We start from the raw sequence: 21,927 nt of genomic DNA, 5'->3' as shown, positions 1-21,927 counted from the left end.
AATGGGGGCGGTAACCCGTCATTTGACACGAATAGCGGCGCTGGCCGCCGTTAGATTTTTTGAGGTAGTGTTTTGCAGAAATAAAGGCTTTCACCGCCGTTAGAGCGCCGCCCTTCCCCGAAAAGGGGGAAGGGAGCGGCGATTTGCGTCATGACTACTTCACACGTAGGGCAGCTTACATCACAGCTGCTCCCAACAAGAAGGGGCAGCGGCCTGCATCACGGCCTCCCCTGATGGGAGAGGGGCCTAGCCCTAAAAAATCCGGTGCTGCCAGCCCTTCAGCTTGGCCAGCGCCTCCACATAATAGTAGTCCCCATAGATGAGGGACACGTTAATATTCTGCCCGGCCGGTTTGTGGCCGGTTCCCTCCACCAGGATCGCCTCATGCTCCGGCTGCTCCCAGGTGGCATAGTGCCGGGTTAGCGAGACCAGGATTTGCTCCGCTGCCCGGGCGTACAAGCCTGCCTCCGCCGGGGAACCCACAGCTGCCGCGATCTCCAGCAGTCCGGAAGCGGCGCAGGCGGCAGCGGAGGTGTCCCGGGGTTCGCCGTCTAGCACGCCGTTGTTGGCGCGGAAGTCCCAATGGGGCACATGATTCTCCGGCAGATTGGCCAGGAAGAAGTGGGCGACCCTTCTCGCCGCCTGCAAGAACCGAACCTCCCCGGTAAAGCGGTACACATTGGCCATGCCGTGCAGTGCCCAGGATTGGCCGCGGCTCCAGGCGGAATCCGGTCCGGCTCCTTGTCCGCCCAGGGATTCCAGGAACGCGCCGCTTTCCGGATCGAAGGAGACGATATGGCGCACCGAGCCGTCCTCCCGGATAAAGTGAGTGAGCACCGTATCCGCATGGGCCAGGGCAATATGGCGGAAGCGGGGATCCGGCAGCTCCGCGGCTGCCCAGAGGAGCAGGCTCAGATTCAGCGAGGAGTCCACGATGGACCAGCCGGTGTGGTCACCGTTCCAGGCCCGCAGGAAACGGCCTGCCAGATTGAACCGGCCCGCCAGGAAATTGGCGGCGGCCAGTCCGCGGCGGCGTGCGTCCGCGTCCCCGGTGAGCTTATATTTGATCACTGCCGTAGGCAAATATTGAAAGCCCACATCATGATGGAAACGGTTATCCCGCAGGGTACACTGCTCGATCCGTTCATCCCAGCTCCAGGCTGCTTCACGGTACACATCATCTCCGGTCATCTCATGCATAATCCACAGAAGCCCCGGGTAAAAGCCGGAGGTCCACCAGTCCAGACTGCTGTTATCATACTTGCCGTCCTGCCCGGCGACATGAGGCACCTTGTCCCCGATTTGTCCGATCATCGTTTTGGTTTTGACGGTCAGCCTGTTCCAAGCGTCAGGCAGCCATTCCTCCAGCTTCAGCCCCAAATCCGGCAGCTTCGAATCCATATTTGATCATCCTCCAATTGGTAGTATGCTTCTTCCATGCTTCAGAATCCTTCTGTATCTCTCCCAACCAGCATAACGGAAAGAGGGTCTCCATAGTGTAGGGCGGTTACGGGATAATGTTGCTGTATTATGATTTACGCCAACCTATTTCCCCCGATTCACCCTGCGCCCCTTCTGGGCGGATAGCCACAGCAGCTTGTTCAGCAGCTTCAGCGTTTCCGGCGAATGGGCAATAATCTGTGTGGCGGGTATAGCCGGCAGGTCCTTGGCCATTTCGGCCTCCTCCTCACTTTTACGCAGCCGGGCGGCAATTTGCTGAAGGCGGCGTTCCACCAGCTCCGCAGGCAGCCGGAATTCAAGGGCAAGCAGTTGGACTGCATGGGCTTCCTCCAGATGCTCGGTAAACCCTTCGATCATATAAATCGGCATTGCCGCGTACAGCTGGAACAGCCCGGCCTGAATCTCCTGAAGCTCGGCAAACAGCTGCGGCAGCTCCATCTGCTTGCCCACATGGCGGATAGGGTGGCATAATTCGTGAAAAAACACAGCCCGCCGCTCATCGTCGGACAATCTGCGGTCCAAAAAAATCACCGAATATCCACCCTCCCGCCAATCAGCAAAGGAAGGTCCTAAATACATAACCAAATCCGCTCCGAACAGCTGCGCCACCGACTCCGGGTCCAAATCACCGGGTGTACGGATGCCACTATGTATATACCGGGCATTAATCCATTCCTCCAGCCCACAGGTCTTATAATTCTTAAGTATCATAAAATCCACCTCAAAAGGGAATGTATGTTCGATTTTTAGGCGAAAAAGAATGCCCTCCGGGTCCATAAACCCGAGCGGGCGAAAAATGTCGGTTACTTGGCTGGAGGAAATAAAGCCAAGGGCTTTATTTATATCATCCAGGAGGGTTTTGTTCATATATGGCGCCTGATCAAGGGTTTACTGACGTTTTTCGTGACGGACCGGATCGGTCAGCTTCCCGATGATCAAAGTCTCCAGTATCTTGCCCTGGCCCTAAAAAGCTCAATGGATACAATCTCTCCGGGTAATGGCGGCCAGAGGAATGTGTTCCAGCTGTTTTCCACACTTCTATATCTATATCCATAATTATGCAACACGCTGAGTAATGAAGCAACCGACCGAAAGTCCGTTTTCGGGCGAAAAGGGAGGTATATCAAGGTTTTACGGAATGTATGTTCGCTTTTTCTGCCAAAAAGAAAGCCCTTTGGGGCTTATCTTTGGAGGCGGGACATGGTGCTTATCTGTCCAGTCCTTTCATGCGGCGGTAGGCTTCCACCGCAGCTTCTGCTACGCGCAGCTCCTCTTCCGTATAGGAGTGGGCTCCGCCGAAGAAGGCCCGGCCGCCCAGAGGCTCCCGTCCGAGAAGAGAATCCGCATTCACCTGGAACACATCAGCGAAGGCGGCCACCAGCACATCCTCCACAGGCCGTTTATTGGCCTCGATCCGGGACAGCACGCTGTTGTTGATCCCGAGCTGCTGGGCCAGCTCCAGCTGGGTCCAGCCCTTCTCCTCCCGCAGGCTGCGGATCCGGTCTCCAATTCTCATCTTCCTCACCAACTCCCTTTTAAACAACACACCATTATTATACCATTTTTGACGGTGTGGGAAACGATTTTTTTGCGGATTCAGCAAAAGTTTCGTTGACAACATTTTACTTAGCCAGTAGTATAAAGGTATATAAATTGCTGTTTTAGCAAAAATATTAAGTTTATAGCGCTTATTATACGATATTTTTGTTGAAACAGCAAATACGGGGAGGTTTTACAAATGAGCAAAATGAACAAGGGTGAGCTCCGCATCGGCCAGATGGAAATCCATATGGACGAAACCAGACGCAAGGTAGAGGAGAAGCTGGAGACGGCGCGGATTTATAAGTTCCTGGGGATGGTGCGCAGGGAGGTCCGGATGACGTCAGGCAATGAGCCCCGGTATCATGGGACAACCAACCGCATCGGCAAAGCGACGGAGGCGGCAGCGGTGTGGAATGCGGATCAGGAGGAGCGGATGCGCAATGCCTATGAGGATGTGGAACGGGCAGTGGGCAGTCTTCCGGATAAACAGCGGGAGATTATCCGGTTGCGGTATTTAAGCAGCCTGGATGGAGAAATGGATTTTCAGGTGTGCCAGGAGGTGCATCTGAGTGAACGGACGTACCGGAGAGTGAAGGCCAAGGCTATCGTCAACCTGGCGCTGGCCTTGCGGCTGGAGGAGTGGAAATTTGCAGAGTAGCAGCGTTTTTTACCAGCAAAAGAGACAAGCTCACATGTGGCCGCTCCACGGCCGGAGGATGGCCAGAAGTTGGCCCGCCATTGGACAGCCGCCATGGTATATTGATATCGTAGCCAACCAAGACAAGGCTGCAAAACACCAACCGCATACCCGCATCCGCTTGATCCGGACGAGCTGTCACAGGCCGGACAAGACGCACCCAAAGGCGCATCTTCAGGAGGCGTCTTTTTTGTTACCCGAACAAGAGAGGAGAGAGGCGATGAAGTGGTTTCGTAAACGGGTTCCCAAGTTTCAAGGCTATCTGGCTGTTCAGCCGGCGCGATGCAAGGACTGCCTGTGGGGCAACTGGGAGGGGAGTGCGCAATTCTGCAGCAAACCCCACCATTGCGTAAAGGAGGAGACGGACCATGCTGACTGTGCAGAGTCTGGATAAGGCTATGAGGCAGATGGCCGGAGCTTCGGCCAACCGCAGGTTCTATAACCGCCTGAGATATGACATGGCGGAGGAGTTTATGGATGCTTGCGCTGAAGGAAGCGTCCGGGTATCCCCAAGGCTGGCGGCGTCCTTCCGGCGGACGGCCTACCAAGGCAAGCGAGAATGGGTGCTGGAGGAAAAAGGGCCTTATGCCATAGCGGCGGGAACAGCCATGCCCAATGCATCCCGGTTGGGTGCTCCCCGGATTATGGGACGTGCGCTGCAGCAGACGGCAGGCAAGCTGCCCGCTTTGGCCGACCGTTTTTACCATTCTGCAGGAAAGGCGGCGGGTTTTCATGTATCGAAGCAGTCTTGAGGTGATGAAGGCAACCATCAGACAGGTGATGGGTGAAAGCAGCTGGCCTATTTATGTGGAGGCTCTGCCTGCGGAGCTTATGGTTCCGGCATTTTATCTGGAGCATCAAGCCAGCAGTGCGGAAACGACTGGTGTGTCCACCGTCCGCTTCGAGATCCAGTGGCAGGTGATGGTTCTGCCGGAGATGCCCGCCGGAGGTGTGCCGGACGGGCTTGCCCAGCTCACCGTGGCGGATCGGCTGCGGGAGGCGTTTATGCGGGGGCCAGTGCTGACTGCACCCGAAGGCACCGTGTTTCAGGTAGAGGCCTTCACTGGAGGGACGGGGGAAACAGGCATGTTTCTGACCGTCACCCTTTCCACCCAATATACCCCAAGCGCCGCTGTGCCGGAGGCGCCCCTGGTGCAGGAGCTGCATTGGAAGGGAATCTGAGCAAGATTTTGTACGCTGCAAGTCCATTTATTTAACGGGAGGAATTATTCATGCCATTACCGAGTATCCAAATCGTGTTCAAACAAGCGGCTGCTGCCGCCGTCACCCAAGGCGCAACAGGCATTGCCGCGCTGATTCTGAAGGACGCCTCTGCAGCCAGCGGAGTGGTGGAGCACCAGCTCTACACAGTCAGTGATATTCCGGCGGCATTGACGTCCGCCAACAAGGACTACGCCCGTCTGGCTCTGGCCGGAGCGCCTGCCCAGGTGAAGCTGGTGGTGATTCCCGCCAATGCCACCGATTACGCCGCCGCCCAGGAGTATCTGGAAACCATCCAATGGAATGTGCTGGCCGTGCCCGGCATTGCCGCTGCCGATGCGGCTGCCATGGGTGTGTGGGCCAAGGGGCTGTTCGAGACCAAGCTCCGCAAGATTATGGCGGTGCTGCCCTCTGTGGCGGCAGATCATCCGGCTGTGGTGAACTTCACCACGGACACCATCAAGGTGGGGACCGTTACGTACACCAATTCGGATTTTACCGCACGGATTGCCGGTCTGATCGCCGGTTTGCCCCTGTCGGTTTCGCCTACCTACCAGGTGCTGCCTGAGGTGACCAATGTGCCGAAGCTGACCAAGGCCCAGGCGGATGCCGCTGTGGATGCCGGCAAGCTGATCCTCTACCACGACGGGGAAAAGGTGAAGATCGCCCGCGGCGTCACCTCCTTCGTCACCCCCACCCAAGCCATGGGTGCCGATTGGAAAAAGATCAAGGTGGTCCGTGTGCTCAACAAGCTGTATGCGGATATCCGCAAAACGGCGGAGGACAACTACATCGGCAAAATGAACAACAGCTATATGAACAAGCTGCTGCTGGTTTCGGCCATGAATGCTTATTTCGAGGGTCTGGAGCAAAGCGGCATTCTCGATCCGGGCAAAAACCGGGCGGCGATTGATGTGGCAGCGCAGCGTGTGTATCTGCAGTCCACGGGGGTTAACGTAACCGGGATGAACGAGCAGCAGTTGAAGGAGGCCAACACCGACGATCAGGTGTTCCTGAAGGCCACGGTGCAGCCGTTGGATGCCATTGAGGATATCAAGCTGGATATTTTTCTGTAAGCGACAGGTCTTATAAACCCATTTTCCAAGGAGGAATTGATGTATGGCCATGCAAGGGGAAAAGGTAATCAACGGCACGTTCGGCGAGGTATGGCTGGACGGGGAATATATTGCGGAGGTCAAGGGCCTCCAGGCCAAGGTTAGCATTGAAAAAGAGGACATTCCGGTCGCGGGCAAATACGCCACCGACAGCAAGTTTATGGGGTACAAGGGCACCGGCACCCTGCGTATGTACAAAACCAACTCCCGCATGATCGCCAAGCTCAGCGAGTTGATCAAGGCCGGAACCATCACCCGCTTCCAGATTATCTCGCAGGTGAAGGACCCCTCCGCCGCCGGAGCGGAGCGCATTATCATCAAGGACGCCAGCTTCGATGATATGACCCTCATCGACTGGGAGCTGCGCAAAAACGGCGAGCTGGAATGCCCGTTCACCTTCACCGATTGGGAGACCACGGATTTGGTGGGGTCTAACTAAGATAGAGGCAGAGCGGCGGGGGAGGGGGCAGAAGCGGGTGAAGGCAGATAGCGGAAGGAGCTCTTCCGCTATTCCCTGCCGTGAGCGGCTGGACCCGCCTTAACGGAAGGGAAATTTCCGTTATTTGGACCATTTCCCCCGGTGAGGGGGTGCTGGAGAGGAGATAGCGGAGAATTGGCTTCCGCTATCCCGGTTTTGGCGTCTGCGCTGCTGGAATAGCGGAACATAGGGTTCCGCTGCAGCGGACTTTTTCCACACATCAACAATAAAAAGGAGAACGAACCTATGAGTACATTGGATTTGCTGCTGGGCCTGGACCCAACCAAGCTGAAGCGCCCGGTGCGCCAGGTGGAGCTGACCCGCCTTAGCGAAGCGGCCGGTGAGAAGGTAGTGTTTACCATTCAGGCGCTGACCCTGTCCGAGGAGGAGGAAATCAGCGAAATTTGCGATAAGGGTGGTGTGAAGGACCCGGTGGCTGTGCGGATTTTTACCCTGCTGAAGGGGGTAACGACTCCCGACCTGAAGTCCCCCAAGCTCTTGGAGCGTTACGGCGCCGCCACTCCCAAGGAGCTGCTGGAATCCAGCAAGCTGCTGCAATCCGGGGAAATCGCCCATCTGTATAGCCAAATTTCAGAACTATCCGGCTACAGTGAAAATGCGGTAACCGAGCTAAAAAACGGATAGAGACGGACGGGGAGCTTGCGTTCCTCTATTATTGCTGGAGCCGCAAGGCGCTCCTTCCGTCACAGGTCTACACCATGCCCCCCGGCGAAAAACTGCTGGTGCGGGCATTTTTCGAATACGAAATCATGGAGCGGGACCGGCTGATCCGCCAGCAGGCATGGCCCACCGTACCGCTGATGTAAGGAGCTTGTATGTAAGAGCTGCAAGGAGGGGAGGATCGCTTATGAAGCTCACCGCCGTGCTCAGCCTCACCGACAACTACACGGACACGCTGAAGCAGGCCATCAAAAAAACCCAGGAGTTCCGCGACGAAACGGTTAAAACGAAGACGGCGCTGGAGGAAACCTTCGGGCAGAAGTATGAGGTCAACATGAACACCAAGGAAGCGGCGACTGATCTGAAAAAGGTGCAGAAAAGCCTGAAGGATATGGATCACACCAGCCTGTTTGTTTCCCTTCAGCTCAAGGAGCCCAAGGGCTCGGATTGGAAGGAGAAGCTGATCAAAGCCGGAGCGAAGGTGGCTACGACCATTCTTTCGGCTTTTATGAAGGTGGTCAAACTGATGTTCCAGCCCCTTAAGCTTCTGAGCCATACCGCCGAGCTGGTGACTGCCTCCCTCAAAGGTGCAGCCGCTATGGAACGCAATGTTCTCAGTGTCGAGCATCTGATTGCCGCCAACAACAAGGGCTTGCCTGCAGAGGCTGTGAAAAAACGCGCAGCCGATTATATGAAAACCTACCGCAGCTCCCCGGAGCTGGCCAGCTTCGATTCGGGGGAGGTCCAAAAGGCGGGCACCCGGGCTATTGGCATTGCCATGGGGGATACCGTCGAAGCCAATAATCTCTTGCGGCTTGCCGGGGATATGGCGGCTGTTACACCGGGGAAATCCCTTGAGGATGCCTTGGATGCGCTGGCCGAGCTGAAAAAGGGTGAGGCCGATGCCATGGAGGATTTTGGCTTCCAGACTACAGAAAGCAAGATAAAGGCCGCTGGGAAAAACATGGGCAAGGTCACAAGCCGCAATGGAGTAGCGTTGGCTGATATGTTCGCGGGCGGTGGCAAAAAAGCGGGAGAATCCGCAGAGGGCCTTTGGAAATCCATCACCAATGCACTCAAGGACGGAATTGGAGACATGGGGCGGAAAACGCTGGATGCCTTAAAGCCGGAATTAAAGAATTGGGCTGTTTTTTTAAGAAGCGATGGTTTTCAAAAGATGTTAACGGCCGGCTCCGAATTATTGAGCGGGTTGGCCCAAGGGGTGGCCCAACGCTCCGAGCAGCTTCGAGGATGGCTGGAGAGCACATTTTTCAACAATGAGGAATTCGGGAAGCTGGATCTAAAGGATAAAATCACAATGGTGCTGGATAAAATCAAGACAGGCTTTGATAATTGGTTCAGCAAGGAGGGCAAGGACATGATCACAAGTATTGGCGCTGAAGGAAGTGTCTTTATGGCGGCAGTGACTTCGACCTTTTCGTCCATTGGCCTCAAAATGGTATTAAGCCTTGGCGACGGGATTACCCGAGGAATGGAGACGATTATTAAGGATCATCCCATTCTTTCTGCCTTGGCATACGGTGTTGCAGGAGCGGGAATAGGCGCAATTTTGGGTCCAGGCGGCGCTGTTCTTGGGGCTGCTGCCGGGGCTGGGGCGAGCCTGCTTGAATCGCTAGTGCTGAATTGGATGGATGGGGGTTCTTCTAAATCATCCAAACCGGCCAAGCAGGACTCCAGTGAGGCGCCGGGAACCGGTCCAATGTCAACACCTGGAGTTGGTTCAAAGCCTCCATCTGCTCCCAGCGTCATTTACAATCCCAAATCCATACAAATGCCTTACCTGCAACCTACTCCAGCCCCCGGACCGCCGCCTGCTCTTCCGCTTTATTATAACCATGCCATCGGCCTTCCCCGTGTTCCCTATGACAACTATCCCGCTATGCTCCATCAGAACGAGCGGGTGCTGACGGCGCAGGAGGCGAGGAGTATGGACCGGTCGGGTTCACCTGTGGTGATTAACCTGACGGCCGGAAGAACCGCTGACCCGGATATCGGCAGATTGATGGTTGCTCTTAAACAAGCAGTCGAGGCTGCAGGCTTCAATATGGCGCCGGGAGGTGCAACGGCATGATTGAATATTGGCTGACCTTCAACAACGGGGCAGAGAAGCTGCGGCTTCCCGTACCTCCCCGTGAGTTCGAGATGTCCACCGGCCTGAATAATACCACGGTGAACAACAGTGAAATCGGGGAGATCAATCTTATCGGCAAGCCGCGTCTGAAGACGGTGACTTTGTCCTCGTATTTTCCCGTCCGTCCGGACGCGCTTTGCCAGTACACCGGGTTCCCCACCCCGGCCGCCTGTCTCGATATGATCCGCCGCTGGCGGGAATCCGGCAAGCCCATCCGCCTCCTGATCGTAGGCGAGAGCCTGAAGGTGAATGAGGCGATGTCCATTGAAAGTTTCCAGGTTTCGCAAAAGCCGGGGCCGCAGGATATTTATTTTACCCTGGAGCTGAAGGAGTACCGGTTTCTGCCTCCTGAGCTGGATGGAAACGGAACAACGGACGCATTGGCGCTGCTGCAGGAATATACCGGCACCCGGCCGGTGGAGCGTACGGTGCCCAGCATTTATATCACGAAGCCGGGAGATACCCTGTGGGCCATCGCGCGCCGCTTCTACCATAATGCGCTGCGGGCCGAGGAGCTCCGCCGAAGGAATGCTTTGCCCGATGAGCTGGTGCTGCCTGAAGGAAAGGCGCTGATGTTATGAAGCTTCTGCATCTATCCAAGGAAGGCAGCCGGACGGACCTTACCCATCTGGTCCAGCGGATAACCTGGAGCGGCAGCTACCAGGAGGCGGCCAGGAAGCTGGAGGTGGAGCTGGCAGTATCGGTGACGGATGTTTGGCTGCGATCTCCGTCCGTTGAATTGGCGGATGTGCTGATGTTATTTTCCGGTAAGGGGGAGGAATTGTTCCGGGGTTATGTGTTTGGCAAGTCTAAAACCCTAACCGGCAACCGACTGACCATTAACGCCTATGACGGGATGATCTATCTCATCAAGTCGGAGCTGTCCAGGCAGTTCCAACAGGTGACAGCAGAGCAAATTGCGGATGTGGTTTGCCGGGAGTTGGAGATTCTGGCAGGCGAGATGGCCTACACAGGCATCCCCCAGAGCTTTCCCCACCTGGCCAAAACAGGCTATGAGGCGATTATGACCGCATACACCACCGCAGGCAGACAAAACGGAAAACGTTATATGCCCCGCATGAATGCAGGCAAGCTGGATGTTGTGGAAAAAGGTGCTGAGGTGGCCCGGCGCAAGGTGTTGGCATCGGTGCATCTGACGGAGTCCAGTTATGGCGAAAATCTGGAGGATATGGTGAATACGGTGCTGTTGGCGGATGAAAAAGGCAATGCGCTTGGCCATATTTCCCGTCCGGAATGGGTTTCCTCTTATGGACTTTTGCAGAAGGTTTACCAGCAGGAGGAGGGCAAGGATATGGCAACCATGGCCAAATCCCTGCTTCAGGATTACCGGAAAAACGCATCTGTCGAGCTGTTGGGGGGACCGGATGCGTATGACCTGCTCGCCGGAAATGCGGTTCAAGTCCGGGAGTCCTATACAGGGCTCAACGGGCTTTTTTATATAGATGAGGATACCCATACCTTCGAAAACGGGCAGCACATGGTGGCGCTGGAGCTGAACTTCCAGAACGTGATGGATGAGCAGGAGGCGGAACAGCCTGTGAAGGACGCAGATCCATCCGGAGCCGATAAGGACGACATTTTCATGTATCTGAAGGAGTACAAGGGAGGCTAACATGCAGAGTGCGGCATGGCTGGTGAATTTCATCCGGAATGAGGCGGTGAAGGCGCGCCCTTCCGGTATTTTTTTGGCTGAGCTGGCCAGCGGGGATCCGTTCCGCATCTGGCTGTCGGGGGTGGAGCTGGGCAGTCCGTTTGTGCTGGCAACGCCGGAGCTGCTGGCTGCGGCTTCCGGCGATGAACCTACAGTGAGGCCCGGTGACACGATTCTGGTCCTGGGGCTGGACAACCAGCAGCAATATGTAGCGGTAAGCAAGGTGGTGAAGAGCTGATGGCGGGCATTTTTCCATTTATGGAGGTACCGGCAGACACACTTGGCAAAAAAGAGCTGCCCCTGTTCCGGGAATACGCCTGGGATTTCGGCAGCGGCCAAATGAAGCTGGTGAACGGTGCTCCAGTGGTGGTCGAAGGGCAGGAGGCGCTTCGGGTGTGGATCTACAAGGCGCTGCGTACGGCGCGTTACCGATATTTGGGCTATAGCCCGTATTACGGCACAGAGCTGGAGGCCCTGATCGGCAGTTCCTACACAACCGGAGCCACCCAGTTAGAGTTGACCCGGTACATCCGCGAGGCTTTGCTGGTGAATCCATATATTACGGGAGTTCCTCAGGTGGAAGCCAATCTGCAAGGGGACCGGTTGGAGGGAATAGTGCGTGTGGAGACGATTTATGGGGAGGTGAAGGTGGATGTTTGAGCAGGAGAGCCAGGAAAAGCTTTTGAAATCCATGCTGGGACGGCTGGAGCCCGGTATCGCCAAGCAGGAGGGGACGTTTTCGTATGACGTTTCCTCGGCGCTTTCTGTGGAGATGGCTATTGCCTATGCCCAGTTGGAGCGGGTGCTGCGGTTGGGCTTTGCCGCCACGAGCTCCGGGATATATCTGGACCGCCGTGCGGATGAGCATGGCGTTACCCGCCACAGTGCCGTTAAGGCCAACGGCGAGGTGGTAGTGACGGGTTCGGCAGGTGCAGCGGTGCCGAAGGGTACGGTTTTTGCCACGGGAGCGGGTGTCCGGTATGTCAGTACGGCCGGTGCGGTGCTATCTGCGGAGGGCAGGGCTGTGGTTCGGGTGGAAGCGGAAAAGGCAGGGATCTCCGGCAATGCAGCCTCCGGGACGATTACCATCATTCCCGTATCGGTGTCCGGTGTATCTGCTGTGAGTAATGCTGCTGCGGTGACAGGGGGAGCCGATGCCGAGGGTGACGCGTCCCTTCTGGAGCGGCTTCTGCAGCGGGTGCGCAATCAGGCCACCAGCGGCAACGCAGCCCATTATAGGCTGTGGGCGATGGAAGTGGAGGGTATCGGGGATGCCCGGGTTTTTCCGCTGTGGAACGGTCCCGGGACGGTGAAGGTGGTGGTGTTGGACCTGGCCAAACGGGCTCCGGCAGCAGAGCTGGTGAATGCGGTGAAGGCCCATATTGAAGCCACCCGCCCTGTGGGGGCAACGGTCACCGTAGAAGCAGCCCAGGAAACGGCCATTCATGTCTCGGTCCAGGTGACATTGAGCTCCGGTTACACCCGGGACGGGGTAAAAGCAGCTGTTGCGGCGGGCATTCAGATGTATTTGCAGGGGCTGGCCTTTAAGGACCCGGTGGTCCGGTACACCCGGATCGCCAATATGATCCTGGATACCCCCGGGGTGGTGGATTATTCCGCCCTTACCGTGAATGGCGGGGCCGTTAATATCTCCATCGCAGATAAGGCGGTGGCAGTTCCGGGCAATTTGACGGTCGGATAGGGTAGGAGAGGAGACGAGACAACATGAGCTTGCGCGAGCAAGTAGCGGGATATATCCCCCCGCTGTATCAGGAGGATCTGACCTGCGGGTCTGTGCTGAATGCCGGAGCCGATGAGCTGGAGCTCTTGGAAAATGGGATGGCTGACGTGCTGAACCAATTGTTTGTGGACACGGCCACTTGGGGGCTAGCCGCTTGGGAGAGCTTTCTCGGGCTGCCAACCGATACCGCCAAAAACGAAAATGACCGCCGCGCGGTGATCCGCTCCCAGCTCCGCGGTTCGGGGACGGTAACGGCAGAGCTGCTCCAGAGTGTGGCCCAGGCTTATGACAATGGGCAAATCGAAGTGATGGAGGAGCCGGAGCTGTACAAGCTGACCATCCGTTTTGCCGGCACTATCGGACTGCCGCCTAATCTGACTGATCTAAAGGCAGCGGTGGAGGCGGTCAAACCAGCGCATTTGGCAGTGGTGTATGTGTACAAATATTTGCTGATCAACCAGGTTCATAATGTGATGACCATCGGGGAGCTGGAGGGGCGGTCCTTGTACGATTTTGCCCCCTTCATCCCCGCTTAAGAAAGGAGAGGGCCCATGCCTAAATATACGCCGAATCTCAACATTCAGCTGGCCGATCCGGCAACGGACGGCAATCAGACCTTTAATATCGACACCATGATCAACAACCCTGTGGAAAAATTGGATGAAGCTCTTGGACTGGTCCCGGTCTCCGGTGACGTAAGGGCAGCCACAACGGGGAATATCGTGCTGAGCGGCGCCCAAACCATTGATGGCATTGCCCTCAGCGCAGGCAACCGGGTACTGGTGAAAAACCAGACGGCCGGGAAGGAAAACGGAATTTATACCGTAGCGACGGGGCCGTGGACACGGGCGGTGGATGCCAACAGCACCGCCAAGCTGGCGGCCGGCATCAGCGTGTACGTGGAGGAGGGGGCTGCCAACGGGAAAACCCAATGGAAAATGACCAATACCGGAGCGGTCACCCTGGACACCACGGCTATCACCTTCGAAAAAACCGGCGGCGCCGCCTCGGCTACCGACGCCGTCATAGGCAGCCGCACCGTCTCCGACACCACCGCTCCCACCGGGGACACCGGGACCGTCACCACCCTGTTCGGCTGGCTCGCCAACATGGTAAAGGCCATCACCGGCGGCGCCACCTGGCGGACGCTGCCGGGTATGAGCATCGCTGCCATCAAGACCGTGCTGGACGCCGCGACAAATTTAGGCACGCCAAGTACGCTGATGAAGCGGGATGCCTCCGGCCGGGCGCAGGTTGCCGCCCCGTCGGCAGCGGGGGATATTGCGCGTAAGGATACGGTGGACGCTCATGCAAGTCGGACAGATAACCCTCATGCCGTGACTGCTGACCAAGTTGGAGCCGTGCGTAAGTTAGGGGGATGGTGGGACGCTGCTCTTAAATATGGTGCTGGTGAATCCCTTAACTTAAAAAAACCGACTGAGGCAACAGCCGGGGGAGATATTGGTTTTCGCGGCGTGTACACCAATAATGACGGCAAAGCCGTAGTCCAGCTATACACGCTTGGAGGAAATGAAAAAGGCGTATATATCCGGCTTGATAATGCCGACGATTGGAGCAGTACAGAGATACTTACAGATAAGCGGTTGATGACACGAACGGATGTGACTTACTACGTCCGCACAGACGGTTACGACAGTAATAGTGGCACAGTAAACACAGCAGCCGGGGCATTTAAGACGATTGGCAAGGCAATCAGTATGATTCCACAAGTAGTTAATCATACGGTGACAATCAATGTTGGGCCGGGCGCATATGACGAGGATGTAATACTGGATGGGTACACAGGTAAAAACGCTGTAATAAATTTGCTTGGCGATACCATTGTCAGTACATCGAGGACAATCAAATCTTTAACCATTTCCAATTGTGTCGTGGCTGTCATTGCCCGAGGGTTTAATATAACGACAACGACAAGCAATCAAAGTATTGCTGTGGTACGAGCTCAGTATGCTGGATTAAGCTATATGTCCATCGTCCAGTCTGCATCAAACAAACATGGTATTTATGCAGTTTCAGCAGTTTGCTATATCAATAACAGTACAATCAGCAACAAATTGGTGGCTATTGTAGCCGAGCAAGGAAGTCGGGTTACAGCAAGTAATAATGCAGGATCAGGAAATACGGCAGTGTTTTCATCCGCTTCCGGTTCTATTGTTGCAAAGGCAAATGGGATGCCGACAGGAACAGCCTTGGAACAGGTAGTTACTGGTGGTATTACATTACAGGAAAATGGAGTTATCAATCCATGGGGAGATAACACAGCAGGCAGTAGGCCATACGCATTGGTATGTCTTCTGGCGTCGCAGACCATTGCTCCGGCAACTTGGGTGAAGGTCAACTATGTTCGGGAAATATACGATCAGCTAAACAACTACGACCATACTACTAACCGATTTATAGCTTTACAAACCGGATTTTACCATGTTAGTGCATCAGCCTTGCTTTTGGGTATGGCCGCAGGTGTAGGTGCGTATCTCTCTATATGGATTAATGGCGAACAATATCTAACATCATTTGCCCAAAATACTGTCCAGCAGGACTTGCAGCTTCATATTAACAAGCCCATTTTACTTCTAGCCGGGCAATACATGGAAATATACGTGATACAATACTCCTCTGTAGACGTTGGACTATTCCACGACACCACGAAAACCAATTTATTTATTCATCGGGAGGGTTGAAAAATGAATATCGCTAGAGCAATCCTGCATATTCAACCGAAGGCTGATGTCATGAAGGATTATGTTGTCCGTGACGATGGCCCCACCCCTGTCTTACGTCCAGGCGTAGACGGCCTTTTCCGTTTCCAAATTCGACCTATGAGAGAGGGGGAGACAGAGGAAGTGGAAGGCATCCATTACCATTATGCGACGGATTACAACCGCCTGACTTTGGGCGTGGATTATGATCTTGCCGAGCGCGGTCCGTATATCGCCGTCTGGAACCTTCCGGAACCCCAACCCACAGAGGAGGAGCTTCAGCATGCGTGGAACGCGATCAAGGATCTTCCGGAGGAACCGAAGCCGCTTACTGAGGCAGAACGCATTCGTCAGCTGGAAGCGGAGAATAAGCTTTTGGCTGAGCGCGCGGAGTTTATCGAGGATTTGATTGCCGAAATGGCGATGAAGGTGTATCCGTAATCATCGTTTTGAGGCCTATAAAAAAGAAGAAGGGAGGGTTTCGTGATGATGGCCAGGTTTTTTGCACAGCGTGTAATTATTGGCAAGATGGCATACAAAGACATCCCGGCTACGCTTAAGCCGGGAGTGGCAGAGATTTTGAATGATCAAGGTTTGCAGCATCTCATTGAAGTGTAGAGAGTGTTAGTCTTTATTGGGGGCGCTCTTAGGTACTCGAGCCGCTAACGGAACTCAGAAGCGCTTAGCGACCCGAAAATGACTAATTTTTGTTCTAACGGAACTCAGTGCTCCATAGACGCCTCCTTTGGCTCTCCGCCACCTTTTTTTCACTGCTAAGCGCTTCCTAGTTCCGTTACAGGACTTCCATGGGCTTTTTAGCTCTCTAAGAGCTTCTAAGTTCCGATACAGAACACTAACGGGGGAGAAGCCCAACCAGCCAAACGCCCCAACCAGCCACAACCAGTCCTGCTATAGCAATTCGCTTATTTCTCCCTTACGGCTACCCGCCTTACCTTCAAATAAAACTGCTGCCACTCCGGGGAGCAGTCGGGGATGTGGGGGGCGGTGAGCTGCTGGAGCTCCAGCGCCTCTTCCTCGGCTTGCTGGGCCGCCAGGGCAGCGGCCTTGCTGCCGCGGCGGGGTGGGGCTGCCTTCATCTCCGTCGCCCCAGCGGGGCCCGCCTTTGCAGGCTTCCCTCCAGCTGTACCTGCTGTTACGTCAACCGTCCCGCCTCGGACTGCCCCCGCGTCCTTCGTCCCGGCTGAGCCTGCCACGGCAGGCTTCACGCCACCCCGGTCAGCTTCCCCCGCCGCCTCACCTCGACCCGCCGCCTTCACCCCACCGGCGGCGCTCCTTCCGCCTCCCGGCGGGCGGCCGCGCCGCTTGGGTGCTGGCGCCTGCACAGCGCCAGCCTCCCCCTCAGGGGATGCTGCTGTATCTTCTATCGTAGCGTCTTCTACGTTTTTCCTCTCCATACCGGACATCTCCGCTATACCTCCATCACTAGTATTGCCACCATTGACCGGGGAAGCAGCCGGATAGGCTGGTCCCTTTTTATAAAGCTGATCCTGCCTCAACAAGTCTTACTCTTCCATCCACTGCCGCCGCAGGGTGAACAGCTCCCGCAGCTCGTCGGTGGACAGCTCGGTAATCCAGTTTTCCCCGCTGCCGATAATCTGCTGGCTCAAGCCCTGTTTTTTGTCGATCATCTGGTCGATGCGCTCCTCCAGGGTGCCCAGAGAGATGAATTTATGCACCTGCACATCCCGGCGTTGGCCGATCCGGAAGGCCCGGTCCGTAGCCTGGTTCTCCACCGCCGGATTCCACCACCGGTCGAAGTGGAACACATGGTTGGCCGCCGTCAGATTCAACCCCGTTCCCCCGGCCTTCAGCGACAGGACAAAAATCCCCGTCTCCGCATCCTCCTGGAAACGATCCACCATTTCATCCCGTTTGGCCTTGGGCACGCCGCCATGAAGGAACAGGACGGCTTCGCCTCGCTCCGCCGCTAGCGTCTCTTGAAGCAGCCGCCCCATCTGGGCGAATTGGGTGAAGATCAGGCACTTATCACCCTCCACCCGAAGCTCCTCGATCATCTCCAGCAAACGCGCCAGCTTGGCGGATTGACCCGCCATGCCAACACTGCGGGCGCTCCCGCTACGATCCCGTCCCACACCGGACGAGGACTCTTCTTCCTCCAACAAACCTGCTTCCGAAGAAACCTCTTCTCCTTTTTTGACCAGCAAAAGAGGATGATCACACACCTGCTTCAGCCGGGTAAGGGTAGCCAGGATCAGGCCGCGACGCTCCATAGGGGAGAGGGTTTCCACCTTGTTCAGCATGTCCTGCACAATCGATTCATACAGGGCACCTTGCTCCGCGGTCAGCGGCACGAAGGTTTTCATTTCGTTCTTATCCGGCAGATCCAACTGGATAGCAGGGTCCTTCTTCACGCGGCGCAGCAGGAAGGGTTTGATCAATTGCTGCACCTGGCCGATGCGGGCGGTGTTGCCTTTTTCCACCTCGCTCACGAAACTCCGCCTGAATTCACCCAATGAACCCAGATAACCTGGATTCACTACGTCAAAAATCGACCACAGCTCCGTCAGCCTGTTCTCAATCGGAGTACCCGTCAGCGCAATCCGATGGCGGGCGTTCAGCCTGCGGACGGCAGCCGCTTGTTTGGTGTAGGCATTTTTGATATTCTGCGCTTCATCCAGACAGAGGGCGCTCCATTCCACCTGGGCCAGAGACTCCTCGTCCATCTGGGTCAGGGTATACGAGGTCAGGACCACATCCGCACCTTCGATAGAGGCAGGGAAGGCCTCCCCTTTGACCCGCTGGGCCCCATAGTGCAGCAGCACATTCATCCCCGGCGCAAAACGCTCCAGCTCCTTTTGCCAATTCCCGATAACGGAGGTGGGACAGATTAGCAGGGCAGGGGCTGTCAACTGGCCGCTCTCCTTGAGATGGAGCAGGTAACAGATCCATTGGACGGTTTTGCCCAGACCCATATCGTCGGCCAAACAGCCGCCCAGTCCGAACCGGCTTAAGAAGGTCATCCAGGACATGCCCTCCCGCTGGTAACGCCGGAGATCTCCCTGGAACCCCGCCGGATCCGGCAAAAGGGGAATGGTCGCCGTTTCCTGAAGCTGCCCCAGCATCCTGCCCAGATGCTCGTTCAATTCCACCTCTAAGCGGAGCAGGCCTTCATCCTCGTCCGGATCATCCGCCCCTGGCTCATCCGTCTCCCCATGCTCCAGCTCCGTTCCGCCCAACAGATGCAGCTCCATAGCTTCGCGGAAGGTCAGACCATTCTTCTTGCGGGTGCGGCTCATGATCTTGCGGATGGCCTCCAGCATGGTTGGGTCCAGCAGGACCCATTCCCCGTTCACACGGAGCAGACGTTTATTGTGCTCGGCCAACCGGAGGAATTCCTCCTCACTAAGCTGCGCCTCTCCCAAGGCTACCCGCCAGTCGAATTCAATAATCGCGTCCATGCCGAACATGCTGCCGGCCGCTCCCACAGAGGAGCGGACCTTGGCCTTCAACCGGACCCGCTGCTTGCGGACCTGCTCCCACCAGGCAGGAAGCAGCACGGCAGCCCCCGCCTCAGCCAAACGGACACTGTCCTCAGTGAGGAAACGCCATACCTCCTCATCCGGCAAAATACGCTTCACCGTTCCGCCAGCGCCGTCCAATCCGGGAACCGCCGTCAGCCAGCGCCGTTGCTCCTTCTGCACACGGGGCCCCGCTTCCACATGCCATGCTTCCGGGAGGAGGGGGGCCGCAGAGGTTTCCAGCCTATCCTGCCACAGCACCCGAAAGGCTGGATTATCCCGGTCCAGCAGCACCGTATCCAACTGCCAAGTCTCCCGAACCTCACCATGGTCATCTGTTGTTCCTGGCTCGGTAAGACGGAGGGTAACCCGGAAGGGCACCTCGTCCTTTTTCCAACCGGTAAGGATCTGCCAATCCTCTTCATCTGCCACAAGTCCTTCTGCAGGAGCGTCAGTGGGGTCATTGTTTTGACCGGACAAGCGGGTGGGCTGGATCAAAGGATACGCCTCTAAAAGCTTTTCCCAAGCGGAGCTTACTTCTGTGTGCTCCTTCGTCCAGGCGTCAAGCACACGGTTAGGCCATTCTGCGACAAGGGGCTTCATTCCCTCCTCAGCCGACTCTTCCAGGAGGGTTTCCCATTCTGCCGACTCCTCATCCTCCAGTAAAAGCCGCCAGCCCAGCCGTCCTTCCCGCCAACTCTCATAATCCGGGGCAAAACGCCCTTCCTCCAGACAGCGGAGCAGAATAGGAGCAGCTTGGATCAGATAGGTCAGGCGCGGGGTATATTCCATCTCAATAGCGGCGTTATGAATGTCCTTCGCCAGGTAACGAAAAGACATCCCTTCGGGCAGGACAATGGCATCCTCACCTTTGTAATCTCCCTTTAGGGTTTCCAGCAGGGTGCCGTAAAAGCTGGCCTCATGCCAAGCAAACAGCCGGTGCTTCACATGTTCAATCGGGAGAGGCTGCCGGCCAACTGGTATGAGCAAAAGTCCTTTATCTGTTGGTACGGCATCCAAGGTTACGGTTTCAACAAGTGCATACATGCTCATTGGATCAATTTCCCCCTCCGCAGCTCTTCCTGGAAGGCGCGCAGACGCGAATGCCGTTCCGCCAGCTGTCCGATGTAAAGCTGCCAGCGGTCCTGCTCCTTCAGCTTCTTGTAGAAACCGGCGAGTTTTTTCAGAAGCCGGACCGCTTGTTTGTAGGATTGCCGGTTTTTCTCCAGAATGTACCGCTCCGCATCCTGGTGGTAGAGGGGAAGGACCAGCCGGAGGTCGGTTTTTTCCAACAGCCGCAGGATATCCCGGTCTATATAATAAATGGGGTGCCCCTGCGACAGCAGCATATGGGCCACCTGCCGGGCATCACCGTTTTCGATCAGATAGATGGTATAGATATCCTGGGATTGGGGCAGCAGCAGCTTGATCCATTCGATCCAGCCCGGCTCTTCGGGCTGCGATTCCGCCGCATTCAGCCACATAGGAAAGATTTCATGGTTCAACAAATAGGACTCTCTTCGCAAAAAACGCGTCAGCCCCCGCAGCCATACCAGCAGCCGGCTCCAAGCCTGATGATCGTAGAGATGGTTCACATAGTACATATACCGGTCCCGGGGAAGAGACGAGTGGGCCGTTAGGATAGCCAAAGCAGCTTCATCCTTGCCGTCCAAAAAATCAAAAAGAGCCAGGCTTGTCCGGACGCGGGTTAACAGACTGTCGTTACTTGTCTGAGACTGCAGCTCCTCCAGCCGGGTTCGCTCCTCTGCTCCCCATTCACCGGAGAAGAGGAAGATCCTTCCCCACAGAGTCTGGTACAGTGCACTCCAATCCAGATGGGGAGGAGTGGGGGTGAAGGTATTCAGCCGGAGCAGCTCAAGCGCTTCCTTCATCGCTTCGTTATAACGGGTCTGCACTTCCTCCATGTTGATAACGGCCAAAATCTCTTCTATATGCTGGGAGGCGGCACTGGCCAGTTCCTTCGTTATTTGAGAAAAACCGTATATTTGACTAGGGTTAAAGGAGGGCTGGGCAAAAAACTGTTCAAGGGCTTCCATCGCATAGAGCTGGGCATGAAGCACAAACAGTCCCCGAACCGTGGGCGGCCACCCTTTGGATTCATCCGCCATTTCCTCCACGACGTGATAATAGAAGCCTTTCAGCTCCGATCCCAGGCCAAACATGTAATTGCCCGGGCGGGAATGCATAAGTGCTTTGTGGAACCTGTCACGGAAATAGGCGCGCCATTGTGCAGCGGATTCCTCCGGTTCGGGAAAGACCGGTTGAGAAAATGTCAGTTTTCCCCGTTTGCCGCGGGTTTTATCCATACGGGCCTCCGCTAGAGACACCACCGCTGCCAGTGGCTCCGGCGAAAGAGGCTCCCAGGAGAGAGGCTCTGCTTCTGCGGTTTGCTTCTGCCCAGTGGGAGCGGAGGGAGCTGCGGGAGGCTCGTCCGCCGCGGCCAGCTCCTTGTGCGTCTCCTGGCGGAGCTGGTTCTTGGCCGCAGCATGGCATTCCATCACGAACATCTCCGGCATTTTGCCGGCCACCCGCAAAACATCCAGGAGTACCGCCAGGTCATGCCGGCAGCACCGGTCCCCACAGCTGCAAAACACAGGCTCGTCCGCTGCGGAAGGATCAAGCTCCACACGGAAGCTGTGGTCGCCTTCCCAACAAGCCGCAATCATCGTCTCGTCATCGGCAAACACCCACTCCACACTCCCCGGCTGACGGAACAGGGTATACCCTTTCTCCAGCTGCTCACTGGATATATTCAATTTTATAAACGCCCTCAGATTCTGCATCGCCTTCGGAGGGATCGAAGATACCGCCATATTGTACACCTCGTACATAATGTTTGTTGGTGTCATTATAACATGTTTGGACCATTTTCTTTACTTCGTGCCGGACGCCAAAAATCCCCGTTCCGGAAGAGATCGGGGAGGGG

Annotated in this window: 22 protein-coding genes; 16 read left to right on the top strand and 6 right to left on the bottom strand. The window is 56.0% G+C overall.

From position 1 onward, the window contains the following. Positions 1-252: 252 nt before the first annotated feature. The 3 genes from ACI1P1_RS10620 to ACI1P1_RS10610 all read right to left on the bottom strand — a co-directional run bounded on the left by ACI1P1_RS10620 (position 253) and on the right by ACI1P1_RS10610 (position 2,977). Entirely contained in the window at positions 253-1,401 is a 1,149-nt protein-coding gene (locus ACI1P1_RS10620; RefSeq protein WP_416216359.1) for a glycoside hydrolase family 88 protein, read from the bottom strand. 144 nt (positions 1,402-1,545) lie between these two features. Further along, positions 1,546-2,172: an ImmA/IrrE family metallo-endopeptidase gene (locus ACI1P1_RS10615; protein WP_416216358.1), complete on the bottom strand. Its 627-nt coding sequence runs from the start codon at positions 2,170-2,172 to the stop codon at positions 1,546-1,548. 496 nt (positions 2,173-2,668) lie between these two features. After that, positions 2,669-2,977 carry a helix-turn-helix domain-containing protein gene (locus ACI1P1_RS10610; protein ID WP_416216357.1) on the bottom strand — a complete coding sequence of 103 codons (309 nt, stop codon included), beginning with the start codon at positions 2,975-2,977 and terminating at the stop codon, positions 2,669-2,671. Positions 2,978-3,199: 222 nt separating this feature from the next. On the opposite strand from ACI1P1_RS10610, the gene ACI1P1_RS10605 reads away from it, so the two are divergent. From ACI1P1_RS10605 to ACI1P1_RS10530, 16 genes are all read left to right on the top strand, one after another. Beyond that, positions 3,200-3,661: an ArpU family phage packaging/lysis transcriptional regulator gene (locus tag ACI1P1_RS10605; RefSeq protein ID WP_416216356.1), complete on the top strand. Its 462-nt coding sequence runs from the start codon at positions 3,200-3,202 to the stop codon at positions 3,659-3,661. Between the two features lie 407 nt (positions 3,662-4,068). Then, positions 4,069-4,452, top strand: a complete 384-nt coding sequence (locus ACI1P1_RS10600) for a hypothetical protein (protein WP_416216355.1) — start codon at positions 4,069-4,071, stop codon at positions 4,450-4,452. Further along, entirely contained in the window at positions 4,433-4,882 is a 450-nt protein-coding gene (locus tag ACI1P1_RS10595; protein ID WP_416216354.1) for a hypothetical protein, read from the top strand. Before ACI1P1_RS10600 ends, ACI1P1_RS10595 begins: the two co-directional genes overlap by 20 nt. Positions 4,883-4,932: 50 nt before the next feature. Continuing rightward, a complete protein-coding gene (locus ACI1P1_RS10590; protein ID WP_416216353.1) occupies positions 4,933-5,997 on the top strand; it encodes a phage tail sheath C-terminal domain-containing protein in 1,065 nt (354 codons plus the stop codon). Positions 5,998-6,040: 43 nt separating this feature from the next. After that, positions 6,041-6,475, top strand: coding sequence for a phage tail tube protein (locus tag ACI1P1_RS10585; protein WP_416216352.1), 435 nt, complete (start codon positions 6,041-6,043; stop codon positions 6,473-6,475). Between the two features lie 285 nt (positions 6,476-6,760). After that, positions 6,761-7,159: a phage tail assembly chaperone gene (locus ACI1P1_RS10580; protein WP_416216351.1), complete on the top strand. Its 399-nt coding sequence runs from the start codon at positions 6,761-6,763 to the stop codon at positions 7,157-7,159. A 223-nt stretch (positions 7,160-7,382) separates the two neighbouring features. Next, the gene (locus ACI1P1_RS10575; RefSeq protein ID WP_416216350.1) at positions 7,383-9,287 is read left to right on the top strand and encodes a hypothetical protein; all 1,905 of its coding nucleotides are present in this window, start codon (positions 7,383-7,385) and stop codon (positions 9,285-9,287) included. After that, positions 9,284-9,928 carry a LysM peptidoglycan-binding domain-containing protein gene (locus ACI1P1_RS10570; RefSeq protein ID WP_416216349.1) on the top strand — a complete coding sequence of 215 codons (645 nt, stop codon included), beginning with the start codon at positions 9,284-9,286 and terminating at the stop codon, positions 9,926-9,928. The genes ACI1P1_RS10575 and ACI1P1_RS10570 overlap by 4 nt, the downstream gene beginning before the upstream one ends. Beyond that, positions 9,925-10,980: an XkdQ/YqbQ family protein gene (locus ACI1P1_RS10565; protein ID WP_416216348.1), complete on the top strand. Its 1,056-nt coding sequence runs from the start codon at positions 9,925-9,927 to the stop codon at positions 10,978-10,980. The genes ACI1P1_RS10570 and ACI1P1_RS10565 overlap by 4 nt, the downstream gene beginning before the upstream one ends. Position 10,981: 1 nt before the next feature. Continuing rightward, positions 10,982-11,257 carry a hypothetical protein gene (locus ACI1P1_RS10560; protein ID WP_416216347.1) on the top strand — a complete coding sequence of 92 codons (276 nt, stop codon included), beginning with the start codon at positions 10,982-10,984 and terminating at the stop codon, positions 11,255-11,257. Beyond that, the gene (locus tag ACI1P1_RS10555; RefSeq protein ID WP_416216346.1) at positions 11,257-11,679 is read left to right on the top strand and encodes a DUF2634 domain-containing protein; all 423 of its coding nucleotides are present in this window, start codon (positions 11,257-11,259) and stop codon (positions 11,677-11,679) included. The genes ACI1P1_RS10560 and ACI1P1_RS10555 overlap by 1 nt, the downstream gene beginning before the upstream one ends. Beyond that, entirely contained in the window at positions 11,672-12,721 is a 1,050-nt protein-coding gene (locus ACI1P1_RS10550) for a baseplate J/gp47 family protein (protein ID WP_416216345.1), read from the top strand. Before ACI1P1_RS10555 ends, ACI1P1_RS10550 begins: the two co-directional genes overlap by 8 nt. 23 nt (positions 12,722-12,744) lie before the next feature. Further along, the gene (locus ACI1P1_RS10545; RefSeq protein WP_416216344.1) at positions 12,745-13,296 is read left to right on the top strand and encodes a putative phage tail protein; all 552 of its coding nucleotides are present in this window, start codon (positions 12,745-12,747) and stop codon (positions 13,294-13,296) included. Positions 13,297-13,311: 15 nt separating this feature from the next. Beyond that, the gene (locus ACI1P1_RS10540; protein ID WP_416216343.1) at positions 13,312-15,462 is read left to right on the top strand and encodes a hypothetical protein; all 2,151 of its coding nucleotides are present in this window, start codon (positions 13,312-13,314) and stop codon (positions 15,460-15,462) included. Positions 15,463-15,465: 3 nt separating this feature from the next. Continuing rightward, a complete protein-coding gene (locus ACI1P1_RS10535; protein WP_416216342.1) occupies positions 15,466-15,921 on the top strand; it encodes an XkdW family protein in 456 nt (151 codons plus the stop codon). A 45-nt stretch (positions 15,922-15,966) separates the two neighbouring features. Continuing rightward, positions 15,967-16,098: a hypothetical protein gene (locus ACI1P1_RS10530; RefSeq protein WP_416216341.1), complete on the top strand. Its 132-nt coding sequence runs from the start codon at positions 15,967-15,969 to the stop codon at positions 16,096-16,098. Positions 16,099-16,403: 305 nt separating this feature from the next. Here ACI1P1_RS10530 and ACI1P1_RS10525 read toward each other — a convergent pair whose 3' ends face one another. The 3 genes from ACI1P1_RS10525 to ACI1P1_RS10515 all read right to left on the bottom strand — a co-directional run bounded on the left by ACI1P1_RS10525 (position 16,404) and on the right by ACI1P1_RS10515 (position 21,814). Beyond that, positions 16,404-16,895, bottom strand: coding sequence for a hypothetical protein (locus ACI1P1_RS10525; RefSeq protein ID WP_416216340.1), 492 nt, complete (start codon positions 16,893-16,895; stop codon positions 16,404-16,406). Positions 16,896-17,003: 108 nt separating this feature from the next. After that, the gene (locus tag ACI1P1_RS10520; RefSeq protein ID WP_416216339.1) at positions 17,004-20,033 is read right to left on the bottom strand and encodes a DEAD/DEAH box helicase; all 3,030 of its coding nucleotides are present in this window, start codon (positions 20,031-20,033) and stop codon (positions 17,004-17,006) included. Next, the gene (locus tag ACI1P1_RS10515) at positions 20,030-21,814 is read right to left on the bottom strand and encodes a hypothetical protein (protein WP_416216338.1); all 1,785 of its coding nucleotides are present in this window, start codon (positions 21,812-21,814) and stop codon (positions 20,030-20,032) included. The genes ACI1P1_RS10520 and ACI1P1_RS10515 overlap by 4 nt, the downstream gene beginning before the upstream one ends. Between the last annotated feature and the right edge of the window lie 113 nt (positions 21,815-21,927).

The sequence above is a fragment of the Paenibacillus mesotrionivorans genome (assembly GCF_046098205.1).
Taxonomy (GTDB): Bacteria; Bacillota; Bacilli; order Paenibacillales; family NBRC-103111; genus Paenibacillus_AR; species Paenibacillus_AR mesotrionivorans.
Note: the sequence above shows the minus strand (reverse complement) of the source record. Positions and strands in the feature narration are given on the sequence as shown.